This is a genomic window from Pedobacter ginsengisoli, assembly GCF_002736205.1.
Lineage (GTDB): Bacteria > Bacteroidota > Bacteroidia > Sphingobacteriales > Sphingobacteriaceae > Pedobacter > Pedobacter ginsengisoli_A.
The window spans coordinates 4,717,988-4,739,634 of the sequence record NZ_CP024091.1; the positions used below are offsets into that span (position 1 = coordinate 4,717,988).

Annotated in this window: 17 protein-coding genes; 11 read left to right on the plus strand and 6 right to left on the minus strand. The window is 37.3% G+C overall.

Going from position 1 to position 21,647, the window contains the following annotated elements; genetic code table 11:
* The first annotated feature begins 35 nt into the window (after positions 1-35).
* The 3 genes from CPT03_RS19770 to CPT03_RS19780 all read left to right on the plus strand — a co-directional run bounded on the left by CPT03_RS19770 (position 36) and on the right by CPT03_RS19780 (position 3,200).
* The gene (locus CPT03_RS19770) at positions 36-401 is read left to right on the plus strand and encodes a DUF3127 domain-containing protein (protein ID WP_099440442.1); all 366 of its coding nucleotides are present in this window, start codon (positions 36-38) and stop codon (positions 399-401) included.
* A gap of 250 nt (positions 402-651) precedes the next feature.
* Positions 652-2,493: a sensor histidine kinase gene (locus CPT03_RS19775; RefSeq protein WP_099440443.1), complete on the plus strand. Its 1,842-nt coding sequence runs from the start codon at positions 652-654 to the stop codon at positions 2,491-2,493.
* A gap of 11 nt (positions 2,494-2,504) precedes the next feature.
* Positions 2,505-3,200, plus strand: a complete 696-nt coding sequence (locus CPT03_RS19780) for a response regulator transcription factor (protein WP_099440444.1) — start codon at positions 2,505-2,507, stop codon at positions 3,198-3,200.
* Here CPT03_RS19780 and CPT03_RS19785 read toward each other — a convergent pair.
* Both CPT03_RS19785 and CPT03_RS19790 read right to left on the minus strand, forming a co-directional pair.
* Positions 3,197-3,970: a GLPGLI family protein gene (locus CPT03_RS19785; RefSeq protein WP_099440445.1), complete on the minus strand. Its 774-nt coding sequence runs from the start codon at positions 3,968-3,970 to the stop codon at positions 3,197-3,199. The genes CPT03_RS19780 and CPT03_RS19785 overlap by 4 nt on opposite strands.
* 4 nt (positions 3,971-3,974) lie before the next feature.
* Entirely contained in the window at positions 3,975-6,782 is a 2,808-nt protein-coding gene (locus CPT03_RS19790; RefSeq protein ID WP_099440446.1) for an outer membrane beta-barrel family protein, read from the minus strand.
* A 151-nt stretch (positions 6,783-6,933) separates the two neighbouring features.
* Here CPT03_RS19790 and CPT03_RS19795 point away from each other — a divergent pair, with 151 nt between their 5' ends.
* Entirely contained in the window at positions 6,934-9,228 is a 2,295-nt protein-coding gene (locus CPT03_RS19795) for a helix-turn-helix domain-containing protein (RefSeq protein ID WP_099440447.1), read from the plus strand.
* 6 nt (positions 9,229-9,234) lie between these two features.
* Here the strand turns inward: CPT03_RS19795 and dapF are convergent, their stop codons facing one another.
* The gene (gene dapF / locus CPT03_RS19800; protein WP_099441198.1) at positions 9,235-10,020 is read right to left on the minus strand and encodes a diaminopimelate epimerase; all 786 of its coding nucleotides are present in this window, start codon (positions 10,018-10,020) and stop codon (positions 9,235-9,237) included.
* Positions 10,021-10,195: 175 nt separating this feature from the next.
* Between dapF and CPT03_RS19805 the strand changes: the two genes are divergently transcribed.
* The 4 genes from CPT03_RS19805 (at position 10,196) to CPT03_RS19820 (ending at position 15,368) form a co-directional block, all read left to right on the plus strand.
* Positions 10,196-11,719, plus strand: coding sequence for a Do family serine endopeptidase (locus CPT03_RS19805; protein ID WP_099440448.1), 1,524 nt, complete (start codon positions 10,196-10,198; stop codon positions 11,717-11,719).
* Between the two features lie 170 nt (positions 11,720-11,889).
* Positions 11,890-12,570, plus strand: coding sequence for a succinate dehydrogenase cytochrome b subunit (locus CPT03_RS19810; protein WP_099440449.1), 681 nt, complete (start codon positions 11,890-11,892; stop codon positions 12,568-12,570).
* A 24-nt stretch (positions 12,571-12,594) separates the two neighbouring features.
* The gene (locus CPT03_RS19815; protein ID WP_099440450.1) at positions 12,595-14,574 is read left to right on the plus strand and encodes a fumarate reductase/succinate dehydrogenase flavoprotein subunit; all 1,980 of its coding nucleotides are present in this window, start codon (positions 12,595-12,597) and stop codon (positions 14,572-14,574) included.
* 23 nt (positions 14,575-14,597) lie between these two features.
* The gene (locus tag CPT03_RS19820; protein ID WP_099440451.1) at positions 14,598-15,368 is read left to right on the plus strand and encodes a succinate dehydrogenase/fumarate reductase iron-sulfur subunit; all 771 of its coding nucleotides are present in this window, start codon (positions 14,598-14,600) and stop codon (positions 15,366-15,368) included.
* Between the two features lie 89 nt (positions 15,369-15,457).
* Here the strand turns inward: CPT03_RS19820 and CPT03_RS19825 are convergent, their stop codons facing one another.
* Both CPT03_RS19825 and CPT03_RS19830 read right to left on the minus strand, forming a co-directional pair.
* Positions 15,458-17,449 carry a M56 family metallopeptidase gene (locus CPT03_RS19825; RefSeq protein ID WP_099440452.1) on the minus strand — a complete coding sequence of 664 codons (1,992 nt, stop codon included), beginning with the start codon at positions 17,447-17,449 and terminating at the stop codon, positions 15,458-15,460.
* Positions 17,446-17,823, minus strand: coding sequence for a BlaI/MecI/CopY family transcriptional regulator (locus CPT03_RS19830; RefSeq protein WP_099440453.1), 378 nt, complete (start codon positions 17,821-17,823; stop codon positions 17,446-17,448). Before CPT03_RS19830 ends, CPT03_RS19825 begins: the two co-directional genes overlap by 4 nt.
* Positions 17,824-17,992: 169 nt before the next feature.
* On the opposite strand from CPT03_RS19830, the gene CPT03_RS19835 reads away from it, so the two are divergent.
* Positions 17,993-19,351, plus strand: coding sequence for a M20/M25/M40 family metallo-hydrolase (locus CPT03_RS19835; RefSeq protein WP_099440454.1), 1,359 nt, complete (start codon positions 17,993-17,995; stop codon positions 19,349-19,351).
* 107 nt (positions 19,352-19,458) lie between these two features.
* Here the strand turns inward: CPT03_RS19835 and CPT03_RS22855 are convergent, their stop codons facing one another.
* Complete coding sequence (locus tag CPT03_RS22855; protein WP_157766504.1) at positions 19,459-19,635, minus strand: hypothetical protein; 177 nt, start codon at positions 19,633-19,635, stop codon at positions 19,459-19,461.
* Between the two features lie 230 nt (positions 19,636-19,865).
* Here CPT03_RS22855 and CPT03_RS19845 point away from each other — a divergent pair, with 230 nt between their 5' ends.
* Positions 19,866-20,897, plus strand: a complete 1,032-nt coding sequence (locus CPT03_RS19845) for a sensor histidine kinase (RefSeq protein ID WP_099440456.1) — start codon at positions 19,866-19,868, stop codon at positions 20,895-20,897.
* On the plus strand, positions 20,894-21,640 hold the full coding sequence (locus tag CPT03_RS19850) for a LytR/AlgR family response regulator transcription factor (RefSeq protein WP_099440457.1): 747 nt from the start codon (positions 20,894-20,896) through the stop codon (positions 21,638-21,640). Before CPT03_RS19845 ends, CPT03_RS19850 begins: the two co-directional genes overlap by 4 nt.
* The last annotated feature ends 7 nt before the right edge of the window (positions 21,641-21,647 follow it).

Here is a 21,647-nt window from a genome sequence, read left to right on the forward strand (position 1 = left end):
TTTGAACTTCGTAGTAGAATAAAATAGTATTTGTTATGGAATTAAAAGGAAAAGTGCATGAAATTGGTGCATTACAGCAGGTGAGTGAGACTTTTAAGAAACGCGACCTTATCATAGAATATGCAGAAAACCCTACTTATCCTGAATACATCAGGTTTGAGGCTTTACAAGATAAAACAGCTTTATTTGATAGCTTAAAGCCAGGAGACGATGTAGAAGTTGCATTCAATTTACGTGGTCGTCCGTGGACAGATAAAACCGGAAAAACATCTTATTTTAACAGTTTAGTAGTGTGGCGCATTAACGCATTAACAAATAGTGCCGCAGCAGCTACTCCAGCATATGCTCCGCCAGCTGATTTAAGCAGCGCGCCGGGCGAGGAAGATGATCTTCCTTTCTAAAGATCTTTTTTAAATAAACAAATTGACCACCGTGCCGTCCTGATTCAGGGCGGCATTTTTTTTTTGCTAAACATTTTATAGTAATCAGATCACAAACAAAGCCAAACATTAACCGTGTTTGGTGCGGATTTAACGGGGGCATCGCCCGGCTTATGTCCGGGTGAATAGAAAACTCGAGGTCAAATTGACTGTTAAAATTTGTTAAATTCAAGCTTTTGTGTTAATGCTTCGTTAATTTTGAATATCCGATATGAAAAAAAGAAGCCTTTGGTTAATTACCGGCCTTATGACCATAGCTTTGCTTGGGGTGTTTGTAATGCAATTGTATTATATAAGGGAGGCGTATAATCTTAAATCACAGCTTTTTGAACAGGATGTAAATCAGGCGCTTAATAGTGTGGTGAATAAGGTGCAGAAGCGAAATGCCGCACTTTACATTAATAAGAGAAACAGGGATCTGGAGCGTGACCGTGAGGCAGAGGTTCGCAGTCAGGCACAACGATTGGTAGAATACAAGGAGCGATTTAAAGATCAGGAACAAAAACGATTGTTAGAACAGCGAAAATTAATTGTTGCCGACTTAAATCAGAATGATTTAGAAATTAAGAAATCCTACGCTAATCCAATTTTAATTACCGAAGCCGAATATCTTGCTGCGTCTGATTTGAATAACCCATTGCAGTCGCCTGTACATGTTGATGTAAATGTTGGTCTGGATGAATACGGGAACATGATTAATGGTCGGTACAGATCTACCTTTGTACCACAGGAGACAAAATCATTTATCATTGCTTCCAATCAGTTGCCAGATACAATCAGGTACCATGCTATTAACCCTGCAACAGGAAAAAGTGTACTAATTAGCGTGCCAACAGTAAGCAATGAGCTTGGCCGCAAATTTCAATTTGAAAATAATCTTGCCAAAAGAAGGTATGATGATGGACTGAATAGATTGATGTCTGATACTATTCCTTTAAAAGGCGATTCTGATATCTTAACCCAGGTTAAAGATGTTGCTCAGGAAATGAGAGAAGCGAATGTGCCTCTAAGCAAGATGATATCGAAGGAAAGTTTAGATACTTTAATTCAAAGAGAACTTCTAAATAGAAATATAACGCTGAATTATGATTTTTGGGTTAGTTTGGCAGAAAAGGATTCTTTAGTTTATGTAAAAGCATCAACCAATGTAGATCATGTTTTGCCTAAAAATACATTCAAGGCTACTCTTTATAGCTATATTATCAGGGATCCGGGAATGCTTTATATTAGTTTTCCCGATAAAAACTCTTTAATTCTGAGTAATATGTGGGCTACTATGGCCTCTTCTGCCGCGTTACTGTTTGTATTGATCTTTATTTTTGCCTATACCATTTATGCAATAATGAAACAAAAAAAGATCTCTGAAATGAAAACGGATTTCATTAATAATATGACTCATGAATTTAAAACTCCGGTGGCCACAATTATGATTGCCAGCGAGGCCCTCAAGGATCCGGAGGTTGTTGAAGATAAGAGCCGAATTAGCAGGTTAGCTGGTATTATATACGACGAAAATGTTCGCCTTGGGAATCATATAGAGCGCGTTTTAAGTATAGCCAGATTAGAAAAAAAGGAATTAAAGTTAGAATATGCAGAGGTAAATATTAATGATGTGCTTTCTACAGTTGTAGATAGTATGGAGCTCCAGCTACAGAAAAGAAATGCCATAGTTAACCTGAACCTGGATGCCAAAAATCCAATAATTTATGGCGATGAATTGCATCTATCTAATGTAATTTATAACCTGGTTGATAATGCAAATAAATATAGTGGAGAAATCCCTAAAATAGACATTAGTACAAGAAATACAGGGAAAAACCTAATTATTGAAGTTGCAGACGAAGGGATAGGGATGACTAAAGATCAGACCAAACGTATTTTTGATCAATTTTACAGGGTGCCCACCGGAAACCTGCATGATGTAAAAGGCTTTGGTTTAGGATTAAACTATGTGCAGGACATTATTAATCAGATGGGCGGAACAATAAAAGTGCACAGTGAAAAGGATAAAGGAACTGTATTTGAAATAAGCTTACCATTAAACTATAATTAACGACACAACGCATGAAAAGAATTTTATTGGTAGAAGACGATCCGAATCTGGGGCTTCTTTTACAGGATTACCTACAGCTTAAAGGCAAATTTGACGTTGTACTGTGTGTTGATGGTGATGAAGGGTTAAGGGCTTTTACGAAGCAGGATTTTGACCTATGTATACTTGATGTGATGATGCCTAAAAAGGATGGATTTACACTAGGTAAAGAGATTAGGAAGATCAATCAGGAAGTGCCTATTATTTTCGCTACTGCGAAAGCTATGATGGAAGATAAGGCATCAGCATATGATTTGGGTGGCGATGATTACATTACAAAGCCATTTAGAATTGAAGAATTGTTGTTAAGGATAAATGCCCTGTTAAAGCGTGTAGCAGTAAAAGAAACGCCAGAGTCTGGTTCGGCACAAACACTATTTCAAATTGGCGACTATACTTTTGATTATACCACACAGCTTATAGATTATAAAGGGCAACAGCAAAAACTGTCGACTAAAGAGGCTGAACTCCTTCAGTTGTTATGCTTAAAAAAGAATGCTGTTCTTACGCGTGAAGAAGCTTTATTGAGTATCTGGCATGACGACAATTACTTTAATGGCCGTAGTATGGATGTGTTTTTAAGTAAACTAAGAAAATACCTTAGGGAAGACCCTAAGGTAGAGATTCTTAATGTTCATGGTAAGGGATATAAACTGCTGGTAAATTAAAGCAGAAAAGCCTTTAGCGCTGATTGAGCATAGTCTCCCCAATCTTTTAAAGCAGAGTTAATGGTTTCTCTTAAGGTTTTGTTGTTTACCGCTTTGCCCTTAGCCGGTACTTTTAATTCATTTGGGGCAACGGGTTTATCTGTTACCGTTTTAGCGAACCATGTTATGTTTTCATGAGGAAGTGCAACACCAAGGATCATTCCAGGTAAGCCAGTAAATGATTCAGGACCTCCTGATACAGGAATTTTATCCGTATAAAAAGCCACAACGTAAATAGAGTCCAGAATCACGGCGTTTGCTCTGCGACATTCATATCCCGCAATGTTCCTTAATTCGCTTGTAATTTTCCAGTTTATTTTTCTAGTAGTGTCTTTTACCAGAAAGGTTTCTTCGTATACTACTTTTTGAGTGGTATACATGCCTGAGGCTAAATCGGTATATATCGTATTCCATTGCCCTGTAGATGGGTCGCTAAAGAAATAATTTCTTGAGTTATTGTCATCGGCTATGGGTGTGAAAAGAGTTTTATCTTTAGAAAAGGTAAGGGTGCTTTTTAATACTTTGAATTGTGGCTGGTTCCTTTTGTAAGCTTCGTATGCTTGCTGCATAAATCCACTGGAACTTTTTTCCATTTGCCTTTTCATTATGGCGAACATGTTAGAGCTCTTTTCGAATTCTATTACGCCATCTGTAGCAAATCTTACATTTTGTGCAAACAGGTTGCTTATATTTAATAACAAGAAGCTGAGTATAATTAGTTTGTGTTTCATATTCTTATTTTTTAGTAGGAACTGATCCGCCCATTTTGCTGAAGTCCCAGCTAATTGTGCACATAAAATATCTTTGTATAGTTGTATAACTGTTTTGCGTAACCATGTTGCCACTGGCATATCTGCTGAAGCCAACGTTTTGGTTAAGTAAATCGTTTCCGGAGAGTGAAATTCTTAGGTTATCTTGTTTAAAGAACTTTTTGGATATGCTGGCATTCCATATAAAGCGCTCTAAGTCTTCATTAAAGGTTTGGGTTTTTGCAGTAAACTGGTAATTCCCATCTGAGCCAATTTGTATTTTGCCAGGCAGGTATATATTGAAGTTCGCGTTACCCTGAAAACCCCACCCTTTGTTGTTTGAATTGTTTCTGGAAGACGAGGTAATGATGTTATAACTAGGGCCTCCTGAAATTCGGAAATCATACTTTTTCTCTTTGTATTTGGATATGTTTAGGCTTCCTGAGTATCCAAATGATTTGGTGGTATTTAATTCTGTTCTAACAGTATCTGTTACCCTTGTGTAGTTCACATTTCCATTTGAGCTAAGGTTAATACCTACACTCATATCTATAGGCTTAATTTTTCTGCTTGTTCCAAAATTGAAGTAGTAATTGTAAGGACTTTTGTCGCTTAAATTAATAGACTGATAAAAGTTCTTTCCAAGGCGGTCAATTGTTGTGTGGTTTACTATCGGATTAGTTGTGAAAGAGTAGCTACCACTTAGATATACGTACTGATCGCTTAGTATTTTGTAAGAGTTGTAATATAAATTAAGGCCACTTCTGAAGGAAGGTTTTAGGTTAGGGTTACCAATGGTTTCATTTAATGGATCGGTATTTACCCTGATTGGCTGGATCTGGTCAATAGTTGGCTGATTGGTATTACCATAATAACTAAAGTATAAAGATTTTTGCTGAGAGAACCTGTATTGATAAGATACCTGTGGGTTCCAGTTCATGAAATTCCTTTTGAAAGTTTTGTCTGTATAAGCATCAAATTGCTGGAATCTTACGCTGCTTACTTTAGTTCCGACATTGATGGTTGATTTATCTTTCTTGTAATTAAAGGTAATACCTCCTTGATTTGAAAGCTGATCCAAATCAAAGTTATTACTAAACTCTCTGTCCAGATCATCATATTCCCCAGATGCAGTTTGGTTAAATGATTTACGATCGGAATTGCTGTTATTAATGCTCAGGCCATAACTTAATGCAAGTTTTAATGTGTTAGATAGTGGCTCAGTATAAGTAATGTTAGAGTTAAACGTCTGGTTATGGGTGTTGTTGGTTTTGAACTGATTTACTGCTTCTGTTTGAGTTTTCTCGCCCAGTTCGTTAAAGAATTCACTGGTTGAATTTAGGTAACCTTCGGTTTGGTTTTCGTTTACGGTTTGTCTGATATTCACCGAGAGGGTTCTTCCTTTCTTTTTCAGTTTTTTTGTCCATAAGGCACTTGCATTGAATAATTTCTGATCGCCATCGTTGCTTAGTTCCCTGTCGGTAGAGTTTTGTAATGAATTGTTTTCTCTTAAGGTTGATGATATGAAATTATCTCTTGTTTTGCTGTTTTTTAGGGTTCCGTCAACTGATATTTTTAAGGTTGATGTTGTATCCAGTCTTAAAGTGTAAGTGAAGTCAGCTTTTTGCCTGAACATAAGGTTATCGAACTTTTGATGAGAGCTACTATTTGTAACACCATTAGACAAGTTGTTTTGAGTCAGGTTATCTCTGGTTCCTTCAACACCTATCGAACCTATCTTATAGTTCGAGTTGATGGCATGTTTATCACTATCCCATTTATTTTCATAGTGTAAACCACCGCTATGAGCAGATGGAATACCCTGACCATTGTATTGTCCATCAAAATTCTCGAAGTCATCGCCACCGCCGTAGAAGTATATTCCACCGTCGTCGCCAAATTCCATATTGCTTGATGAGCCTCCGTATTTATCTCTATCCCCCCAGCCTAATCCCGTTTGGCCGGTATTCCCGGATATGCCATAGGCAGAAAACTTCTGCTTGCCTTTAAAAGCATTAAACATGGCCTGGCTTTTATAGAATTTATCTGTCCCGAGGCCGCCTTCAACTTTTCCAAAGTAGCCATTCTTTTTGTCTTCTTTTAATTTGATATTAATGGTTTTGGTTTTGACTCCATCATCAATTCCTGTAAAGGTAGCCTGGTCACTTTTCTTGTCGTAAAGCTGTACTTTATCAACCATGTCGGCCCTAAGATTTTTGGTAACCAGTGTAGGGTCATCACCAAAAAATTCTTCTCCATCTACCAGTACCTTAGGAACTGTTTGCCCCTGAGCAGTAATTTTCCCGTCTTTATCAATTTGAAATCCGGGGAATTGTTTAAGTAAATCTTCTACTTTATCATTGGGTTGTATGGTAAAGCTGGCCGCATTATATTCTGTGGTATCGCCTTTAATTTTAATTGCGGCTGCCTTTCCCTGAATAATTACGCCCTCTAATAATGTGGCTTTCAGGATTACATTGATGTTGCCAAAATCTCTGCTTGTTTTTGCAGAGTCTAATTCGAAATTTTCAATATAGTCGGCGTAACCAGGATAGGTTACCATGAGAATGAATTTTCCGGATCTTAAATTGTTTAAGGCAAACGTTCCTTCGGGAGTAGCCCGGGTATACTTTACAAGTGTAGAATCTTTTTGGTTTAATACTGTTATCGTTGTGTTTACCATTTTGTAGGTGGCGGCGGTATCTACCACGGCCCCCTTAATAGAATACGGGTTCTGTGCAAACAATAACATCGAGCTGAGCACTAGCAGGAGTGTTAGAGAGGTTAATTTCATGTTAGGAGTTTTGTTGAGCGCAAGATATAACTAAAAGTTTAGTAATTAAATTGTAGAATTGTTAAAGTTTGTTAAAGAATGTTAAAATGCTGATTGTAACGCATTTTTTACCGATTAGGTTTAAGTAGTAAGTTCTTGTTAACTTTGTGCCATGTCGAATTCTGAAAGTGCTAATCCTGCTGAACTTGCTGCAAGGTTTGTAAATTATACCTCCAAGCATATATTTCTTACGGGAAAAGCGGGCACAGGTAAAACAACTTTTTTAAGAAGGTTAATTGAGCTTACACACAAAAAGGCTGTTATTGCTGCTCCTACAGGTATAGCGGCTATAAATGCTGCGGGTGTTACAATACATTCATTGTTTCAGCTACCTTTTGGAGCTTATTTGCCAAAACAACCTGATGCAGAGGGAGACCATTATAATCAGCAATATAATACACCAAAGTCTATTGTAAGACATTTAAATATGACTGCAGCAAAGCGCAAGGTTATTGTTGATATGGAGTTGCTGATTATTGATGAGGTGAGTATGTTGCGTGCAGATTTGCTGGATGCAATTGATATGGTTTTACGATATATCAGAAGAAACAATTCGGCAAGTTTTGGAGGTGTTCAGGTGCTGTTTATTGGTGATTTGCATCAGCTGCCTCCTGTGGTAAAATCAAACGAATGGAATATGCTTGGGCAGTTTTATAAAAGCGCATATTTCTTTGATGCCCTTGCTTTGCAAAACCATCCGCCGATATATATAGAACTGGAAAAAATTTACAGGCAGGCCGATGAAGTTTTTATAAACCTGCTTAATAACTTACGTAATAATACCGTGACCGCCCAGGATGTAACGTTGCTTGAAAAATATTACAAGGCCGATTTTAAACCTTCGATAAACGACAAGTATATTACCTTAACTACCCATAATAATAAGGCCGATGCACTAAATAAGCAAAGCCTTGAAGAGCTAAATGCTGTTTCGTATTTATATACGGCAAAAATTGAAGATGATTTCAGCGAGTATTCGTATCCGGCAGAACATATTTTAGAATTAAAGGTTGGCGCACAGGTAATGTTTATTAAAAATGATCCTACTGGTGAGCAACGCTTTTTTAATGGTAAAATAGCTATTGTTACTGCTTTAAAGACTGACCTGATTGAGGTACAGGCAGAGGGCAGTAATGAAAAGATCATTTTAGAAAAATATACCTGGAAAAATATAAAGTATACTACTGATAAAGTTACTGGTGAAATTCATGAGGATCTGGCCGGAACTTTTACTCAGTACCCGCTTAAATTGGCCTGGGCAATTACAGTACATAAAAGCCAGGGCTTAACTTTTGAAAAGGCGATTATTGATATTGGAAATGCTTTTGCCCCTGGTCAGATTTATGTGGCGCTTTCACGTTTGCGCTCATTGAATGGTTTGATACTTACTTCTCTGATCTCGGGATCGGGCATCCGACAGGATCAGAATGTATCTTTCTTCTCCCGAAATAAGCAGGAACCTGCCAGATTGGAAGCGCAAATAAAAGAAGAGAGTGATGCATTTTTACGTTCTTACCTATTACAGTGTTTTGATTTAAATACGCTTGATAATTACGTTTACGAGCATGTGCATTCTTATACTAAGGATATAAATAAATCTGCTAAGCAAAAGCACCATAAATGGGCTGCGCAACTATTAAAGGATCTTGGCGAGGTAAAAGCCAATGCAAATAAATTTCTGGCTCAGATAAAGCGATTGTCTCAAGATAAAACCGAAGAAGGCTTGTCTGTGCTATTCGACAGAACCGCTGCTGCCGAGAATTATTTTAACCCATTATTGTCCGGATTTTCAAAGCGGATCTTTGAGCGTATGGAACTGGTTAAGCAAGATAAGCAGGTGGTGGCTTTTTTAACGGAATTGCTAGAAATGGAGGGACTGTTTTATGAGCAGGTGAAAAAAATTAGTAAGGCAACAGCTTTATTAAGGGCGACCATAAATGGGGTAGAGTTTACCAGAAAGGATGTTAATGAGTTGATTGATCAGGCAAAGAGAGCATCGCAGATGGAAAAGGTATTTGCTATGCCCGGTAAACTTGATTTTACAGAAAAGAAAGCTAAACCTGCTAAAGCAAAATCGACCGGCAGTAAGGCAAAAGTAGAGAAGGCGCCTAAGGTGGATACGAAAGAATTGTCGCTTGTATTACTAAAAGAGGGGAAAACTATACCTGAAATTGCAGCCGAGCGCAAAATGGTAATTGGTACTATTGAAGGTCACCTTGCGCATTATGTTGCTAAACAGGAGATTTCAGCAAAAGATATAATCGGGGCCAGAAAACTTAATAAAATACTGGATGCTATAACAGAGTTAAAAACATTGCAGATGAATCCTATCAGAGATTATTTGGGACGGGATTATTCTTTCGGAGAAATTAAGATTGGCGTAGCGGCCCATCTGGCAGAGAGATAGTATTTGTTAAATACTGATCTCTCCCTCAAAAACTTGCTCAGCCGGCCCACATAAGAACACGTTGGTAAACTGTTTGCCATCGTAATCGAATTGGATTTTAAGGTCTCCTCCAAGAACTTTAATTGGGGTTTCTATATGGCCAATTTGATGATTGTGCTGTGCCATTGATAGTGCCACGGCTGTTACCCCAGTTCCGCAGGCATAGGTTTCGTCCTCAACACCTCTTTCGAAAGTGCGTACAAAGAGGTGATCACCTTTATCTTCTACAAAGTTTACGTTGATTCCCTGCTCCTTATAGGTGTCGTTATTTCTTATGGCTTTGCCATTTTCATAGACATCGTAGTCCTTTAAGTTTTGTATTTCTGCTACATAATGAGGAGATCCTGTATTTAAAACGTAAGCATCACCATCTTTATTTATATTGTCAATGTCGATCATTTGAAGATCTACCCAATTGCCTTCTTCTGAAATTTTGGCGTAATGAGGTCCGTCAACTGCCAAAAAATCAGTCTCTTGATCAATAACACCAAGGTGTTTAGCAAATGCAACGATACAGCGGCCACCGTTGCCACACATACTGCCTAGATTGCCGTCTGAATTGAAATAAAGCATTTCAAAATCGTAATCTGCGTGGTTCTGTAAAAGCATTAAACCGTCAGCTCCAATTCCAAAACGTCTGTTACATAATTGTAAAACAGCATTGTTATCTGTATCTTTAAAGGAAAGATCACGATTATCAATCAAAATAAAATCGTTGCCGGCTCCCTGGTATTTGAAGAAGTGAATGTTCATTTTTAATGTAAGGTGTTCATTTAACATTTTTTAACAGTATTCATGACTTAACTCAGATGCAAATATCGGTGATATGGTATTAAATTTGACTAAATCAATCAAAAGAAAAGCAATTGCTAGTAAATATGAGACTCATATGAGTTTACAAAAGAGAACAAAATAAATTAATATATAAATGAAAAGAATAGGATTAATAGTGTTGGCTGCATTTATAGGTGGTGCGGCTGCAATTGGTGGCTATAAGTTATTAGAGCCAAAAACTGCTCAATTATCGTTTCAAGATCAGCAAAAAGTACTTTTTGCTAGTAATTCTAAGGTTTCTTCGGCTGGTTCGGTTGATTTTGTTGAAGCGGCTGCGGCGGTTTCTCCTGGTGTTGTACACATCAGAACCTCATATTCTGGGGGTAGTGGTGAATCATCTCCGATGGATATGTTTGATGAATTTTTTGGTGGCGGGGGCAGAAGAATGCAACGTGCACCAAGGGCAGCTTCTGGTTCAGGAGTAATATTGACGTCTGATGGTTATATTGTTACCAATAACCATGTGGTAGATAATGCCGATAAAATTGAAGTTATCTTGTCTGACAGACGTAAGGTGAGTGCAAAAGTGATTGGTAAAGATCCAAATACAGACTTGGCTTTGATAAAGGTAGATGCGACTGATTTGCCTGTTGTAAAAATGGGGAATTCTGACAATGTTCAGATAGGTGAATGGGTATTGGCGGTTGGTTTTCCGCTTGATTTACAAACAACAGTTACAGCTGGTATTGTAAGTGCAAAAGCACGTAGTATTGGTATTTTGGCCAGAACTCAGGATCAGCCGACTCAGCAAGAATACGATGAGTACCAAAGAACCGGTAAATTGCCATCGCGCACTAACAGTAGTATTGAATCTTTCATTCAGACTGATGCTGCCATTAACCCAGGAAACAGTGGTGGAGCTTTGGTAAATGCAAATGGAGAATTAATTGGTATTAATGCTGCTATTGCATCGCAAACTGGTACCAATGTTGGTTATGGCTTTGCTATTCCAATAAACCTTGCTAAAAAGATTCTTGATGACTTTAGAAAATATGGTGAAGTTAAGCGCGGATATATTGGGGTAATGTTTGCTCCACTGGATGCTGATCAGGCTGAGAAATTTCAGATTAAAGAGAACACAGGACTTTATGTAACTGATGTTGTACCAAGCAGTGGTGCTGCTGCGGCAGGTTTGCAAAAAGGAGATATCATTAAAAAGGTTGAAGGGGCTGTAATTTATGATTCACCTGATTTGCAAGAGAAAATTGGACGCTTAAGCCCTGGTGATAAAGTTCAGCTTACTTATTTAAGAAATGGAGCAGAAAAAAATGCTACTATTACCTTAAAAGGAGATAATACGGCTGGTGTTTCAACTAAAACAGCATCTACAGGGAAATCTACAGGGGCCACTATTGGTAAACTTGGAGCTTCCTTTGCACCGGCACCAAGTGCATTAAAAACTAAGTACGGTGTTAAGAGTGGTGTAGTGGTTACAGATATTCAGCAAGGTAAGGTGTTTGATTCTATTGATATTCCTAAAGGAATGTTAATTACTACTGTAAATGGGAAAGCTGTAAACAGTACCAAAGATATTGAAGATGCATTACCGTCATCTAAAAATGGAATGACTACAATTTCAGGTGTAGGACCTAATGGAAATTATACATTCAGTTTCTAAACGTATTTTTCTATAATTGGAACGGGGGATAGCGAAAGTTATTTCCCGTTTTTTATTTATCATAATATTGTAATATTAGAATGTTTCTAAATAGCTGATTTGTGTCTGAAATTAACATATTAATTCTTTTATTAAATACTTTTGCACAACAGAACTAAAATATAATTCTAATGGCTAGTTTCGGAAACGCTTTTTCCTCGTCTATAGGAAAAAAATTAATAATGGGTATCACCGGCCTGTTCCTTATCTCATTTCTTGTGGTGCATTGCTTTATCAATTCACTGATTATAGTTAATGACGGTGGTTTAACCTTTAACATGGGTGCGCACTTTATGGGCACTAACTGGATAATCCGCGCAATGGAAGTTGTGTTGTTTGCAGGCTTGCTTGCTCACATTGTACAAGGATTCAGACTTGTTTTTCAAAACCGAGCTGCAAGACCTGAAAGGTATGCGGTTACCAACGGTGCTGCTAACAGTAAATGGTACTCACGTTCTATGGGCTTGTTAGGAACGTTATTGTTAATATTCCTGATTGTTCATATTTCTAAATTCTGGGTAATGTCTCGCTTTACCGGAATCCCTACTGTTGATGCAAATGGAAACCACGATTTATTTGCCGTAATGGTAGAGACATTTAAAAACCCATTTTTAGTGTTGCTTTATGTGCTTGCAATGGTTTCATTGGCTTATCACTTATTGCATGGTTTCTCTTCGGCATTTCAGACTTTAGGTTGGAACCATAAGAAGTATACTCCGCTTATTAAAGGATTTGGTTTTTGGTTTTCAATCATTATTCCTTTGATTTTTGCATTGATGCCCATTGTGATGTATCTGGGCTATATTAATTAATTTTTGATCTTAAGTTTAAATAACATGGCAGAATTAAATGCTCATATACCCGAAGGAGAATTAACCAGTAAATGGACTAAACTACGTTCGTCAATGCCACTGGTTAATCCGGCAAATAAAAGAAGCATCGAAATAGTTGTAGTAGGCTCCGGACTTGCTGGTGCTTCTGCAGCAGCAACCCTTGCAGAAATGGGTTATAAGGTTAAGTGTTTTTGCTTTCAGGATTCACCAAGAAGAGCGCACTCTATTGCAGCTCAAGGGGGTATCAATGCAGCAAAAAATTATCAGAATGATGGTGATAGTACCTATCGCTTGTTTTATGATACAATAAAAGGAGGTGATTACCGTGCAAGAGAGGCAAACGTGCATCGCCTGGCTGAGGTAAGTGCTAATATTATAGATCAGTGCGTTGCACAAGGTGTTCCTTTGGCCAGAGAATATGGCGGGTTGTTAGATAACCGTTCTTTTGGTGGTACACAAGTTCAAAGAACATTTTATGCTGCCGGACAAACCGGTCAGCAATTGCTTTTAGGAGCATATAGTGCTTTAGAGCGTCAGGTGGGTATGGGTAAGGTTGAAATGTTTACCCGCCATGAAATGCTTGAAGTGGTTGTAGTTGAAGGCAAAGCAAGAGGGATTATTGCCCGTAACTTACTTACCGGTGAACTTGAGCGTCATTCTGGGCATGCTGTATTATTATGCAGCGGTGGTTACGGAAACGTATTCTATTTGTCTACAAATGCTATGGGCAGTAACGTAACTGCGGCCTGGAAAGCACATAAAAAAGGAGCTTTCTTCGGTAATCCATGCTACACTCAAATTCACCCTACTTGTATTCCTGTTTCGGGAGATCATCAGTCTAAACTAACTTTGATGTCTGAATCGTTACGTAACGATGGACGTATCTGGGTTCCTAAGAAAAAAGATGATACACGTAAGGCTTCAGAAATTCCTGAAGATGAAAGAGATTATTATTTAGAGCGCAGGTATCCTGCTTTTGGTAACCTTGTTCCGCGCGACGTTGCCTCTCGTGCAGCTAAAGAGCGCTGTGACGCCGGTTATGGAGTAGGTGCTTCTAAGCTTGCTGTTTACCTTGACTTTAAAGCGAATACAGAGCGTTATGGCCGAATTGAGGCTAATAAACATAATATCCATAATCCGGATAAAGAAACCTGCATGAGATTAGGTCGCGAGGTAATTAAAGAGAAGTATGGTAACCTATTTGATATGTATGCTCAAATTACAGGAGAGGATCCATATGAATTGCCAATGCGTATTTATCCTGCTGTTCACTATACCATGGGTGGTTTATGGGTAGATTATAACCTGATGACTACTGTACCTGGTTTATATGCTTTAGGTGAGGCTAATTTCTCAGATCACGGAGCTAACCGTTTGGGAGCTTCAGCATTAATGCAAGGTTTGGCTGATGGGTATTTTGTTATTCCTTATACTATTGGTGCTTACTTATCAAAAGAATTGGCTACTAAACCAATTCCACAAGATCACCCTGCATTTGTAGAGGCTGAAGCAAGTGCAAAAGCAATTCTCGATAAGTTCTTATCTATTAAAGGAACTAAATCTGTAGATCATTTCCACAAAAAACTAGGAAAGATCATGTGGGAGAAATGTGGTATGGCACGTAATGAAAAAGGATTGAAAGAAGGTATCGCTGAAATTCAGCAACTTCGTAAAGAGTTTTGGAGTGATTTACGCGTACCAGGTAGTGCAGACGAAATGAACCCTGAGCTTGAAAAAGCTGGTCGTGTGGCTGACTTTATTGAGCTTGGTGAGTTGATGTGTATGGACGCGTTGAACAGAAATGAGTCATGTGGTGGTCACTTCAGAGAGGAGTATCAGACTGAAGAGGGCGAGGCATTACGTGATGATGAAAACTATGCATATGTTTCTGCATGGGAATATAAAGGTGATGTGACTTTTGAGCTTCATAAAGAAGAGTTGAAGTTTGAAAATATCAAAGTCGCACAAAGAAGTTATAAATAGCTAAGTACTAAAATCTCAATATTATGAGTACAGGAAATATGAATTTAACGCTTAAAATCTGGCGTCAAAAGAATAACAAAGCCAAAGGCAGTTTGGTAGATTACAAAGTATCAGAAGTATCACCTGATATGTCTTTCTTAGAAATGTTCGACGTGCTGAACGAGGACCTGGTAGCTAAAGGTGAAGAACCGGTTGTTTTTGATCATGATTGCAGGGAAGGAATTTGTGGGGCATGTTCTATGTTCATTAACGGCAGGCCACATGGACCAAAAGAAGGTGTTACTACTTGCCAGTTGCATATGCGTTCATTTAAAGATGGTGATACGATTGTTGTTGAACCATGGCGCGCAAAGGCTTTTCCGGTAATAAAAGATTTAATGGTAGATCGTACTGCATTTGACAGAATCATTGCCTCTGGAGGCTTTATATCGGTAAATACTGGTAATGCTCAGGATGCAAACAATCTTCCTATTCCTAAAGTTCAGGCAGATTCAGCTTTTGAGGCTGCAGCTTGTATAGGCTGTGGTGCTTGTGTTGCTACCTGTAAAAATGCTTCTGCAATGTTATTTGTATCTGCAAAAATATCTCAGCTCGCACAATTGCCACAAGGGCAGCCAGAGCGTTATCGCAGGGTTCAAAGTATGGTTGCACAGATGGATGCCGAAGGTTTTGGGAACTGTACCAACACCGGAGCATGTGAAGCTGAATGTCCTAAAGGAATATCATTAGAGAATATTGCACGTATGAATAGAGATTTTTATTCTGCAAAATTTGTATCTGAGGAATCTATTTAATAGATTTATCTGACGAGACAAGGGTATTACACACAAAACCCCGGCTAATTTAGCTGGGGTTTTGTGTGTAATAGAGCATTGAGAGCGCACTAATTCTTCTTTTCTTTAGATTCTTTTTTGTATGAATCAGCAAGCTTCTTAGCTTTAGTAGTAATTTTTATTACTCCATCCTTACCTTCGTAGCCGTACAATGATGTTGCAGATTTATCTTTTAGTACTTCGATTGAGGAGATGTTATTTGGATCTAAGCTTTCAAGTTTGGATGCGTCTTGTTTTTTCCCATCGATAATGTATAATGGATTGGTTTTACTACCGCCAATAGTAATGCTATTGTCCTTAATCTGTATGCCTTCTACTTTTCCATGGAGGGGAACTCGTTGAGGATTGGTTAATGAGAAGCTTATTGGGATGTTGTATTTCACTCTTACTTTTTGTCCACCCTGCGTTCCCGGAGTCCATTTTGGTGATTCTTCTATTACCCTAACAGCTTCTTCATCAAGTCCGGATCCTATACCTCTATCTACATTGATACCTGTGAGCTCACCATCAGTTTCAACAATAAAACTTAGAAACACTTTACCTTGTATATTTTTGTCTTGCGCTTCTTTTGGATATTTAACAGTTTTCTTTAGGTATTCATAGAACTTCTCCATGCCACCCGGAAAGGTAGGTTGTGTTTCTAATGATACAAAATCATATACTTTTGAGTCACCACTGTTTAGTGATGGTGATTTTCCTCCAAAGCCAACAACTACAATTTCATTCAATGCAACATAATCTTTTAATGCTGGAAGATTTTGATTTTTAAACGCTGCCGGAGTAGATGGCGCAGTATCATAGCTTAGTTTAAATTGAGTACTAATCGTATAATTACCATCTGGAACGTTTTGAAAATTAGAAAAAGTGGAAATGCATCTCTTTAATTCTTCATCGCATCCATAGCCCAAAGCAGTAACTGTGTTTAATTCTTCCAGGTTACCATCTTTAACCATAAATCTAACCTGGCTATTGCCCTGTATATTTTTCTCCTGAGCTAATGGAGAATATCTTAGGCTTCTTTTAAGGTGGTTGTAGAAATTAGCCCAGACAGTATCTGCTTTGTTCTCCATCGTTTTACGGATAGCAGGAGGTTGTATCACCTTACTGGCCCCAGCTTTATTCGCATCTGTATGTATGGCATTTGTTACCACTTCTTTAACAACTTTTAAAGGCTGTTCTAAAGGGATTGCCTCTGTCACTTTTTTAATCTCCTCATTATTTCTGATTGTTGCTGAAGACATAACAAGGGTAACTGCAAACAGAGGAACAAACATTCCATATTTTAGTATTGCAGTTTTTCTGGATCTTTGTTTATGTAACATGTAAATTCTTTTTTTAATTAATGATTTATTAAAAAAACTGTTTGTGAGTGCATTTGCAGGTACTCCAAATGCGCTGCTCAGTAGTAGTAATGCATACTCCTCTTTATCTCCCTGAAACGTTGCTGCTTCTTCATCAGCCAGATATTCGTGGATATGTTTAACAGTTGTTTTGTAAAAATAGATTACTGGATTAAACCAGGTAATTATCCCTACAATCTCAAAAAAGAGTATATCAAGTGTATGCCACTGCCTGATATGAAGTTCCTCGTGTTTTTGAATGGTTTGGACCTGAGGTAGATCTTGATCGACTATTTTTTTCTTAAAGAAGGAAAATGCTGATCCGCTTTTCTTTCTTTTTATTAAGGCCTGTACAGAAATAAGTTGAAAAATGAATCGGCCAACGAAGAATAAAATTCCTGCAAGGTAAATAAACACAAGGGTATTGCCGAGATTAAATCCATGAGAATCATCTTTTACAACCGCCATTTGAGCAATGAGATCGTTCATTTGGACTACTCCCGTATATACCTGTTGAGTAGCAGGCTGTGTTGTAAACCATTCGAATCTTAAAAATGGTATTACCAAAGATAAAATTCCGGCTGAGACCAGATAGATTCTGTTCAATAAAAAATAAGTTTCCTTGTCTAACAACAACTTATAAAAGCCATAAAATACTACTAAGTAAATATTGACTTGAAGAATATAGTGTGCCCAGGTCATCTTGGTCTGTTTTTAATTTTGTTAATCATTTTAAGAATTTCATCAACATCACTCAGGTCAAGCTTCTCTTCCTTCACAAAGAAGGAGAACATACTTTCCACTGAATTTTCAAAATAATTGCCTAATAGCTTTTCTGTGGCATGACGCTTATACTCTTCCTTACTAATTAGCGGGTAATATTTATGAGCTTTGCCAAAGGCTTCGTGATCAATGAATCCTTTTACCTCAAGGATGCGGATGATTGTAGAAACAGTATTGTATGCAGGTTTTGGCTCTGGCAGGAAATCCATTACATCTTTAACGAACCCCTTCTCAATCTGCCATAAAATTTGCATTATCTGCTCTTCTGCTTTTGTTAAATCTTTAATTTCCATGAATTATTAGTTTAGTATTTAGTTGGATTTTTAACTACACTTATACTGCGCAATATTTGTATAACTAAAAACTTAGTATAAACTTAAAACTAATTATTTAGTTTTCAAAATATTTATTGAAGATTTATTTTTGAATCGTATCTTCCTCAGGATATTTATCCCTTATGTTATGATAATAAATAGATTACTCTTTGTTGTATTAGTTCTTCTTTTTGATTTAAGTGTTGTAAATGCTCAACAGGTGATTATTAGGGATCCGGTTATAAGTAAAATGGTTGGTGATGTGTCTGCAGCTAATTTGGAAAACCTAGTAAGGAAATTAGTATCCTTTAATACCAGGCATACCTTAAGTGATACTTTGAGTAAAAAAACAGGGATAGGGGCAGCAAGAACCTGGATAAAATCGGAATTTGAAAGATATGGTGAAATGGGTGGAGGCCATTTACAGGTTTCTTACGATGCATTTACCCAGAAAGCAGATGGGAAGAGAATTATTAACCCTTCGGTGCTCAAAAATGTGATTGCGGTGTTGCCTGGTACAGATCCAAGTGATAAAAGGATTTTATTGGTATGTGGCCATTATGATTCAAGAGTTACTGATGTAATGAATGTTAAAGACTTTGCACCGGGTGCCAATGATGATGCTTCGGGCGTGGCAGGTGTGTTGGAAATGGCAAGGGTAATGAGTAAAAGCCGATTTAACAGCACTATAATGTTTGTAGCAATGGTGGGTGAAGAACAGGGGTTGTATGGCGCTGCAAACCTGGCGAAAAGAGCAAAAGAAGAAGGATGGGATATTCATTTGGTAATGAATAATGATATGATCGGTAATTCTTATGGAATGGAAACTGATATTAAGAACAATACCATGGTGCGGGTGTTTAGTGAGGGTGTACCCTCTGTCGAAACAAAAGAAGAGGCAACCTTGCGCCAATCTATCGGGGCTGAAAATGACGGAATGGCCAGACAGGCCTCCAGATATATTAAAGAGGTTGGGGAACGCTATGTAGACAACCTTACTGTGAAATTGGTTTATAGAAGAGATAGGTTTTTAAGAGGAGGTGATCATACACCATTTTCTTTGCAGGGATTTACTGCAGTACGTATAACCGAAATGAATGAGGATTTTAACAGACAACACCAAGATGTTAGAACTGAAAATGGGTTTAAATATGGCGATTTGCCGGAATATGTAGATTATGGTTATCTGCAGAGAATAACCAGAATGAATTTGTCCGTGCTTTCGAACCTTGCTTTGTCTCCCAGAGAGCCAGAAAACGTAATTATGTTAACTTCGGCACTTACTAATAAAACGACCCTGAAATGGGGTGCCCCAAAAGGAAAACTTCCGTCAGGATATTATGTATTGATACGTGAAACTACTTCACCAGTCTGGGAAAAGAAGATTTTTGTAAATGATACTTCTGCGATTATTCCTTATTCAAAAGACAATTATTTTTTTGGAGTACAATCTACAGATACAGATGGACATGAAAGCCTTATTATTGTACCGAAGCCGGGCAGATAAAGAAAATGGCGGACCTAAACCGCCATCTCTTACTATTAACTAAAACTAAACTTATTTTTTTGGTGCATTAAACCTGATTTAATGCACCTATATATAGAGCCAATCTCTTATTTAGAGAAAGGGTTGCTTATTTTTACCAATTCACTTTTGGTGCTTGATGAAGATTTTAAAGCAACGTCTTCATTATGGCTATTTGAGATACTGGTTGCAAATGTTAAAATCATCATGATGAAAACAGGAACCAGTAAAAGTAAAAATGGCGATACGTTTGCTAACTTTTTCATAATCGTTTTGTTTTGATGAAACAAATAGAATAAATAAAAAAAACCTGCTAAAATCTTTTAGACCAAGAGTATATTATCCTAGATAAACGGTTAAATTGAATAGTTTTGTGATTAAGCGTATTATTTTGCGATTTGGTAGAAAAAAAAAGCCAGTTCGTCGAAAGTGGAGTGCTTAAACAAGCATATTAATTTATTTTGGACCTATAAAATTTTGTTTAGTTATCGTATAAATGAAAAGTAGAAATTCAATTGTAATACATCTTCTCTTTTGGCTCTTTATTGTATTGCTTGTAACTGCAATTGTTATTTACAGTAAAGAACGAGTATCTTTCTATGATCTTGCGGTAAACTTTGGTTATTCTGGATTAATCAATATCTCCATCTTTTATATCAACTACACGCTACTAATTCCTTTATTAATTAAAGAGAACAAGAAGTACGGACTTTACATCATCTCTATCATTTTATTAATGATAATGATGAGTTTGATCAAAACTGTTATAGCCAGTTTGCATGTAGAAACTATTTTACGGCATCTTAGCAGTAGTGGTACTGTAGAATACTTACCTATTTCTACTTATGCAATTAGCGCGCTGTTTATATCAGGCTTTTTTATTGTAGTGAGTTCACTGCTTAAACTGGCCATTGACTGGTTTGGAAATGAACGTACTCAACGTAATCTGGAAAGTGAAAAGAAGGAGATGGAATTGCAGTTTTTAAAGTCGCAACTTAATCCTCACTTTCTGTTTAATTCGTTAAATAACATTTATTCTCTGGCGTATCAGAAATCTGATAAAACAGCTGATGCGATATTAAAGCTTTCAGAAATTATGCGTTATATGATTTATGAAAGTAATGACAGCTGGGTTTCTTTAAGTAAGGAAATTGAATATGTACAAAGTTTTATAGAATTACAAAAGTTAAGATTTAAAGATGGCGCGGCTGTTGAATTTACCATGAATGGCGAAATAGATAATCAGCAGATTGTACCCCTGATATTAATATCCTTTGTTGAAAATGCTTTTAAGCATGGGGTGGCTAATGATCCTAAAAATCCAATTAAGATCAACATTATTGCTAATCAAAAGATATTGCACTTTAGTATAACCAATAAAAAGAATAAATATAATAAGGATGAGATGGGTGGTGTAGGCTTAAATAATGTTGAACGAAGGCTACAATTACTTTATCCGGATAGGTATAAATTAAATATCGTAAATTCGGCTACCCATTACACCAGTGAGTTAATGCTTGATATATGATAAAGTTAAAATGTATTGCGGTTGATGATGAACCACTAGCACTTGATATTATTGAGGACTATGTTTCTAAAGTTCCGTTTCTTGAATTAGTTCAACGCACGGAAAATGCTATAGAGGCTTTACAGCTTGTACAGGCGGGAGGCATTGACTTGGTGTTTTTGGATATTCAGATGCCAGAGCTTACAGGCATACAGTTTCTAAAAATTGCAAATGGAAAGGCTGACTATATATTAACTACCGCTTATTCTCAATATGCATTAGAAAGCTATGACCTTAACGTATCAGACTATTTATTAAAACCTATTGCATTTGACCGTTTTTATAAGGCTGTTGAGAAAGTGCATAATCGGGTAAAAATGACAGAACCGGTTCCTGCTCCTCAGCCCTTAGTGGCTCCGGTACCCTCGTCGGTTGCTGTGCCTATTCAGGATTTTATTTTTGTGAAGACAGAGCATAAAATCCAGAAAATTGAGCTTGATGATATTCTTTATATAGAAGGGCTAAAGGATTATATATCTATCTACACTAAAGCTGAGCGTATTATTACCTTACAGAATATGAAAAAGATGGAGGAGACATTACCAAAAGGTCAGTTCATCAGGGTTCATAAATCTTATATTATTTCGCTTGATAAAATAGAGAGTATAGAGCGTAGCCGAATTTCTATTTGCGGGAAGATTATTCCAATTGGAGATACTTATCGCGACGAGTTTTTTAAACACATCGATAATAAGAACATATAATAGCTTT

What these genes read in the sequence shown, in the direction of transcription:
- CPT03_RS19770 (WP_099440442.1), top strand. Translation starts at nt 36, where the DNA reads ATGGAATTAAAAGGAAAAGTGCATGAAATTGGTGCATTACAGCAGGTG.
- CPT03_RS19775 (WP_099440443.1), top strand. Translation starts at nt 652, where the DNA reads ATGAAAAAAAGAAGCCTTTGGTTAATTACCGGCCTTATGACCATAGCT.
- CPT03_RS19780 (WP_099440444.1), top strand. Translation starts at nt 2,505, where the DNA reads ATGAAAAGAATTTTATTGGTAGAAGACGATCCGAATCTGGGGCTTCTT.
- CPT03_RS19785 (WP_099440445.1), bottom strand. Translation starts at nt 3,970, where the DNA reads ATGAAACACAAACTAATTATACTCAGCTTCTTGTTATTAAATATAAGC.
- CPT03_RS19790 (WP_099440446.1), bottom strand. Translation starts at nt 6,782, where the DNA reads ATGAAATTAACCTCTCTAACACTCCTGCTAGTGCTCAGCTCGATGTTA.
- CPT03_RS19795 (WP_099440447.1), top strand. Translation starts at nt 6,934, where the DNA reads ATGTCGAATTCTGAAAGTGCTAATCCTGCTGAACTTGCTGCAAGGTTT.
- dapF (WP_099441198.1), bottom strand. Translation starts at nt 10,020, where the DNA reads ATGAACATTCACTTCTTCAAATACCAGGGAGCCGGCAACGATTTTATT.
- CPT03_RS19805 (WP_099440448.1), top strand. Translation starts at nt 10,196, where the DNA reads ATGAAAAGAATAGGATTAATAGTGTTGGCTGCATTTATAGGTGGTGCG.
- CPT03_RS19810 (WP_099440449.1), top strand. Translation starts at nt 11,890, where the DNA reads ATGGCTAGTTTCGGAAACGCTTTTTCCTCGTCTATAGGAAAAAAATTA.
- CPT03_RS19815 (WP_099440450.1), top strand. Translation starts at nt 12,595, where the DNA reads ATGGCAGAATTAAATGCTCATATACCCGAAGGAGAATTAACCAGTAAA.
- CPT03_RS19820 (WP_099440451.1), top strand. Translation starts at nt 14,598, where the DNA reads ATGAGTACAGGAAATATGAATTTAACGCTTAAAATCTGGCGTCAAAAG.
- CPT03_RS19825 (WP_099440452.1), bottom strand. Translation starts at nt 17,449, where the DNA reads ATGACCTGGGCACACTATATTCTTCAAGTCAATATTTACTTAGTAGTA.
- CPT03_RS19830 (WP_099440453.1), bottom strand. Translation starts at nt 17,823, where the DNA reads ATGGAAATTAAAGATTTAACAAAAGCAGAAGAGCAGATAATGCAAATT.
- CPT03_RS19835 (WP_099440454.1), top strand. Translation starts at nt 17,993, where the DNA reads ATGATAATAAATAGATTACTCTTTGTTGTATTAGTTCTTCTTTTTGAT.
- CPT03_RS22855 (WP_157766504.1), bottom strand. Translation starts at nt 19,635, where the DNA reads ATGAAAAAGTTAGCAAACGTATCGCCATTTTTACTTTTACTGGTTCCT.
- CPT03_RS19845 (WP_099440456.1), top strand. Translation starts at nt 19,866, where the DNA reads ATGAAAAGTAGAAATTCAATTGTAATACATCTTCTCTTTTGGCTCTTT.
- CPT03_RS19850 (WP_099440457.1), top strand. Translation starts at nt 20,894, where the DNA reads ATGATAAAGTTAAAATGTATTGCGGTTGATGATGAACCACTAGCACTT.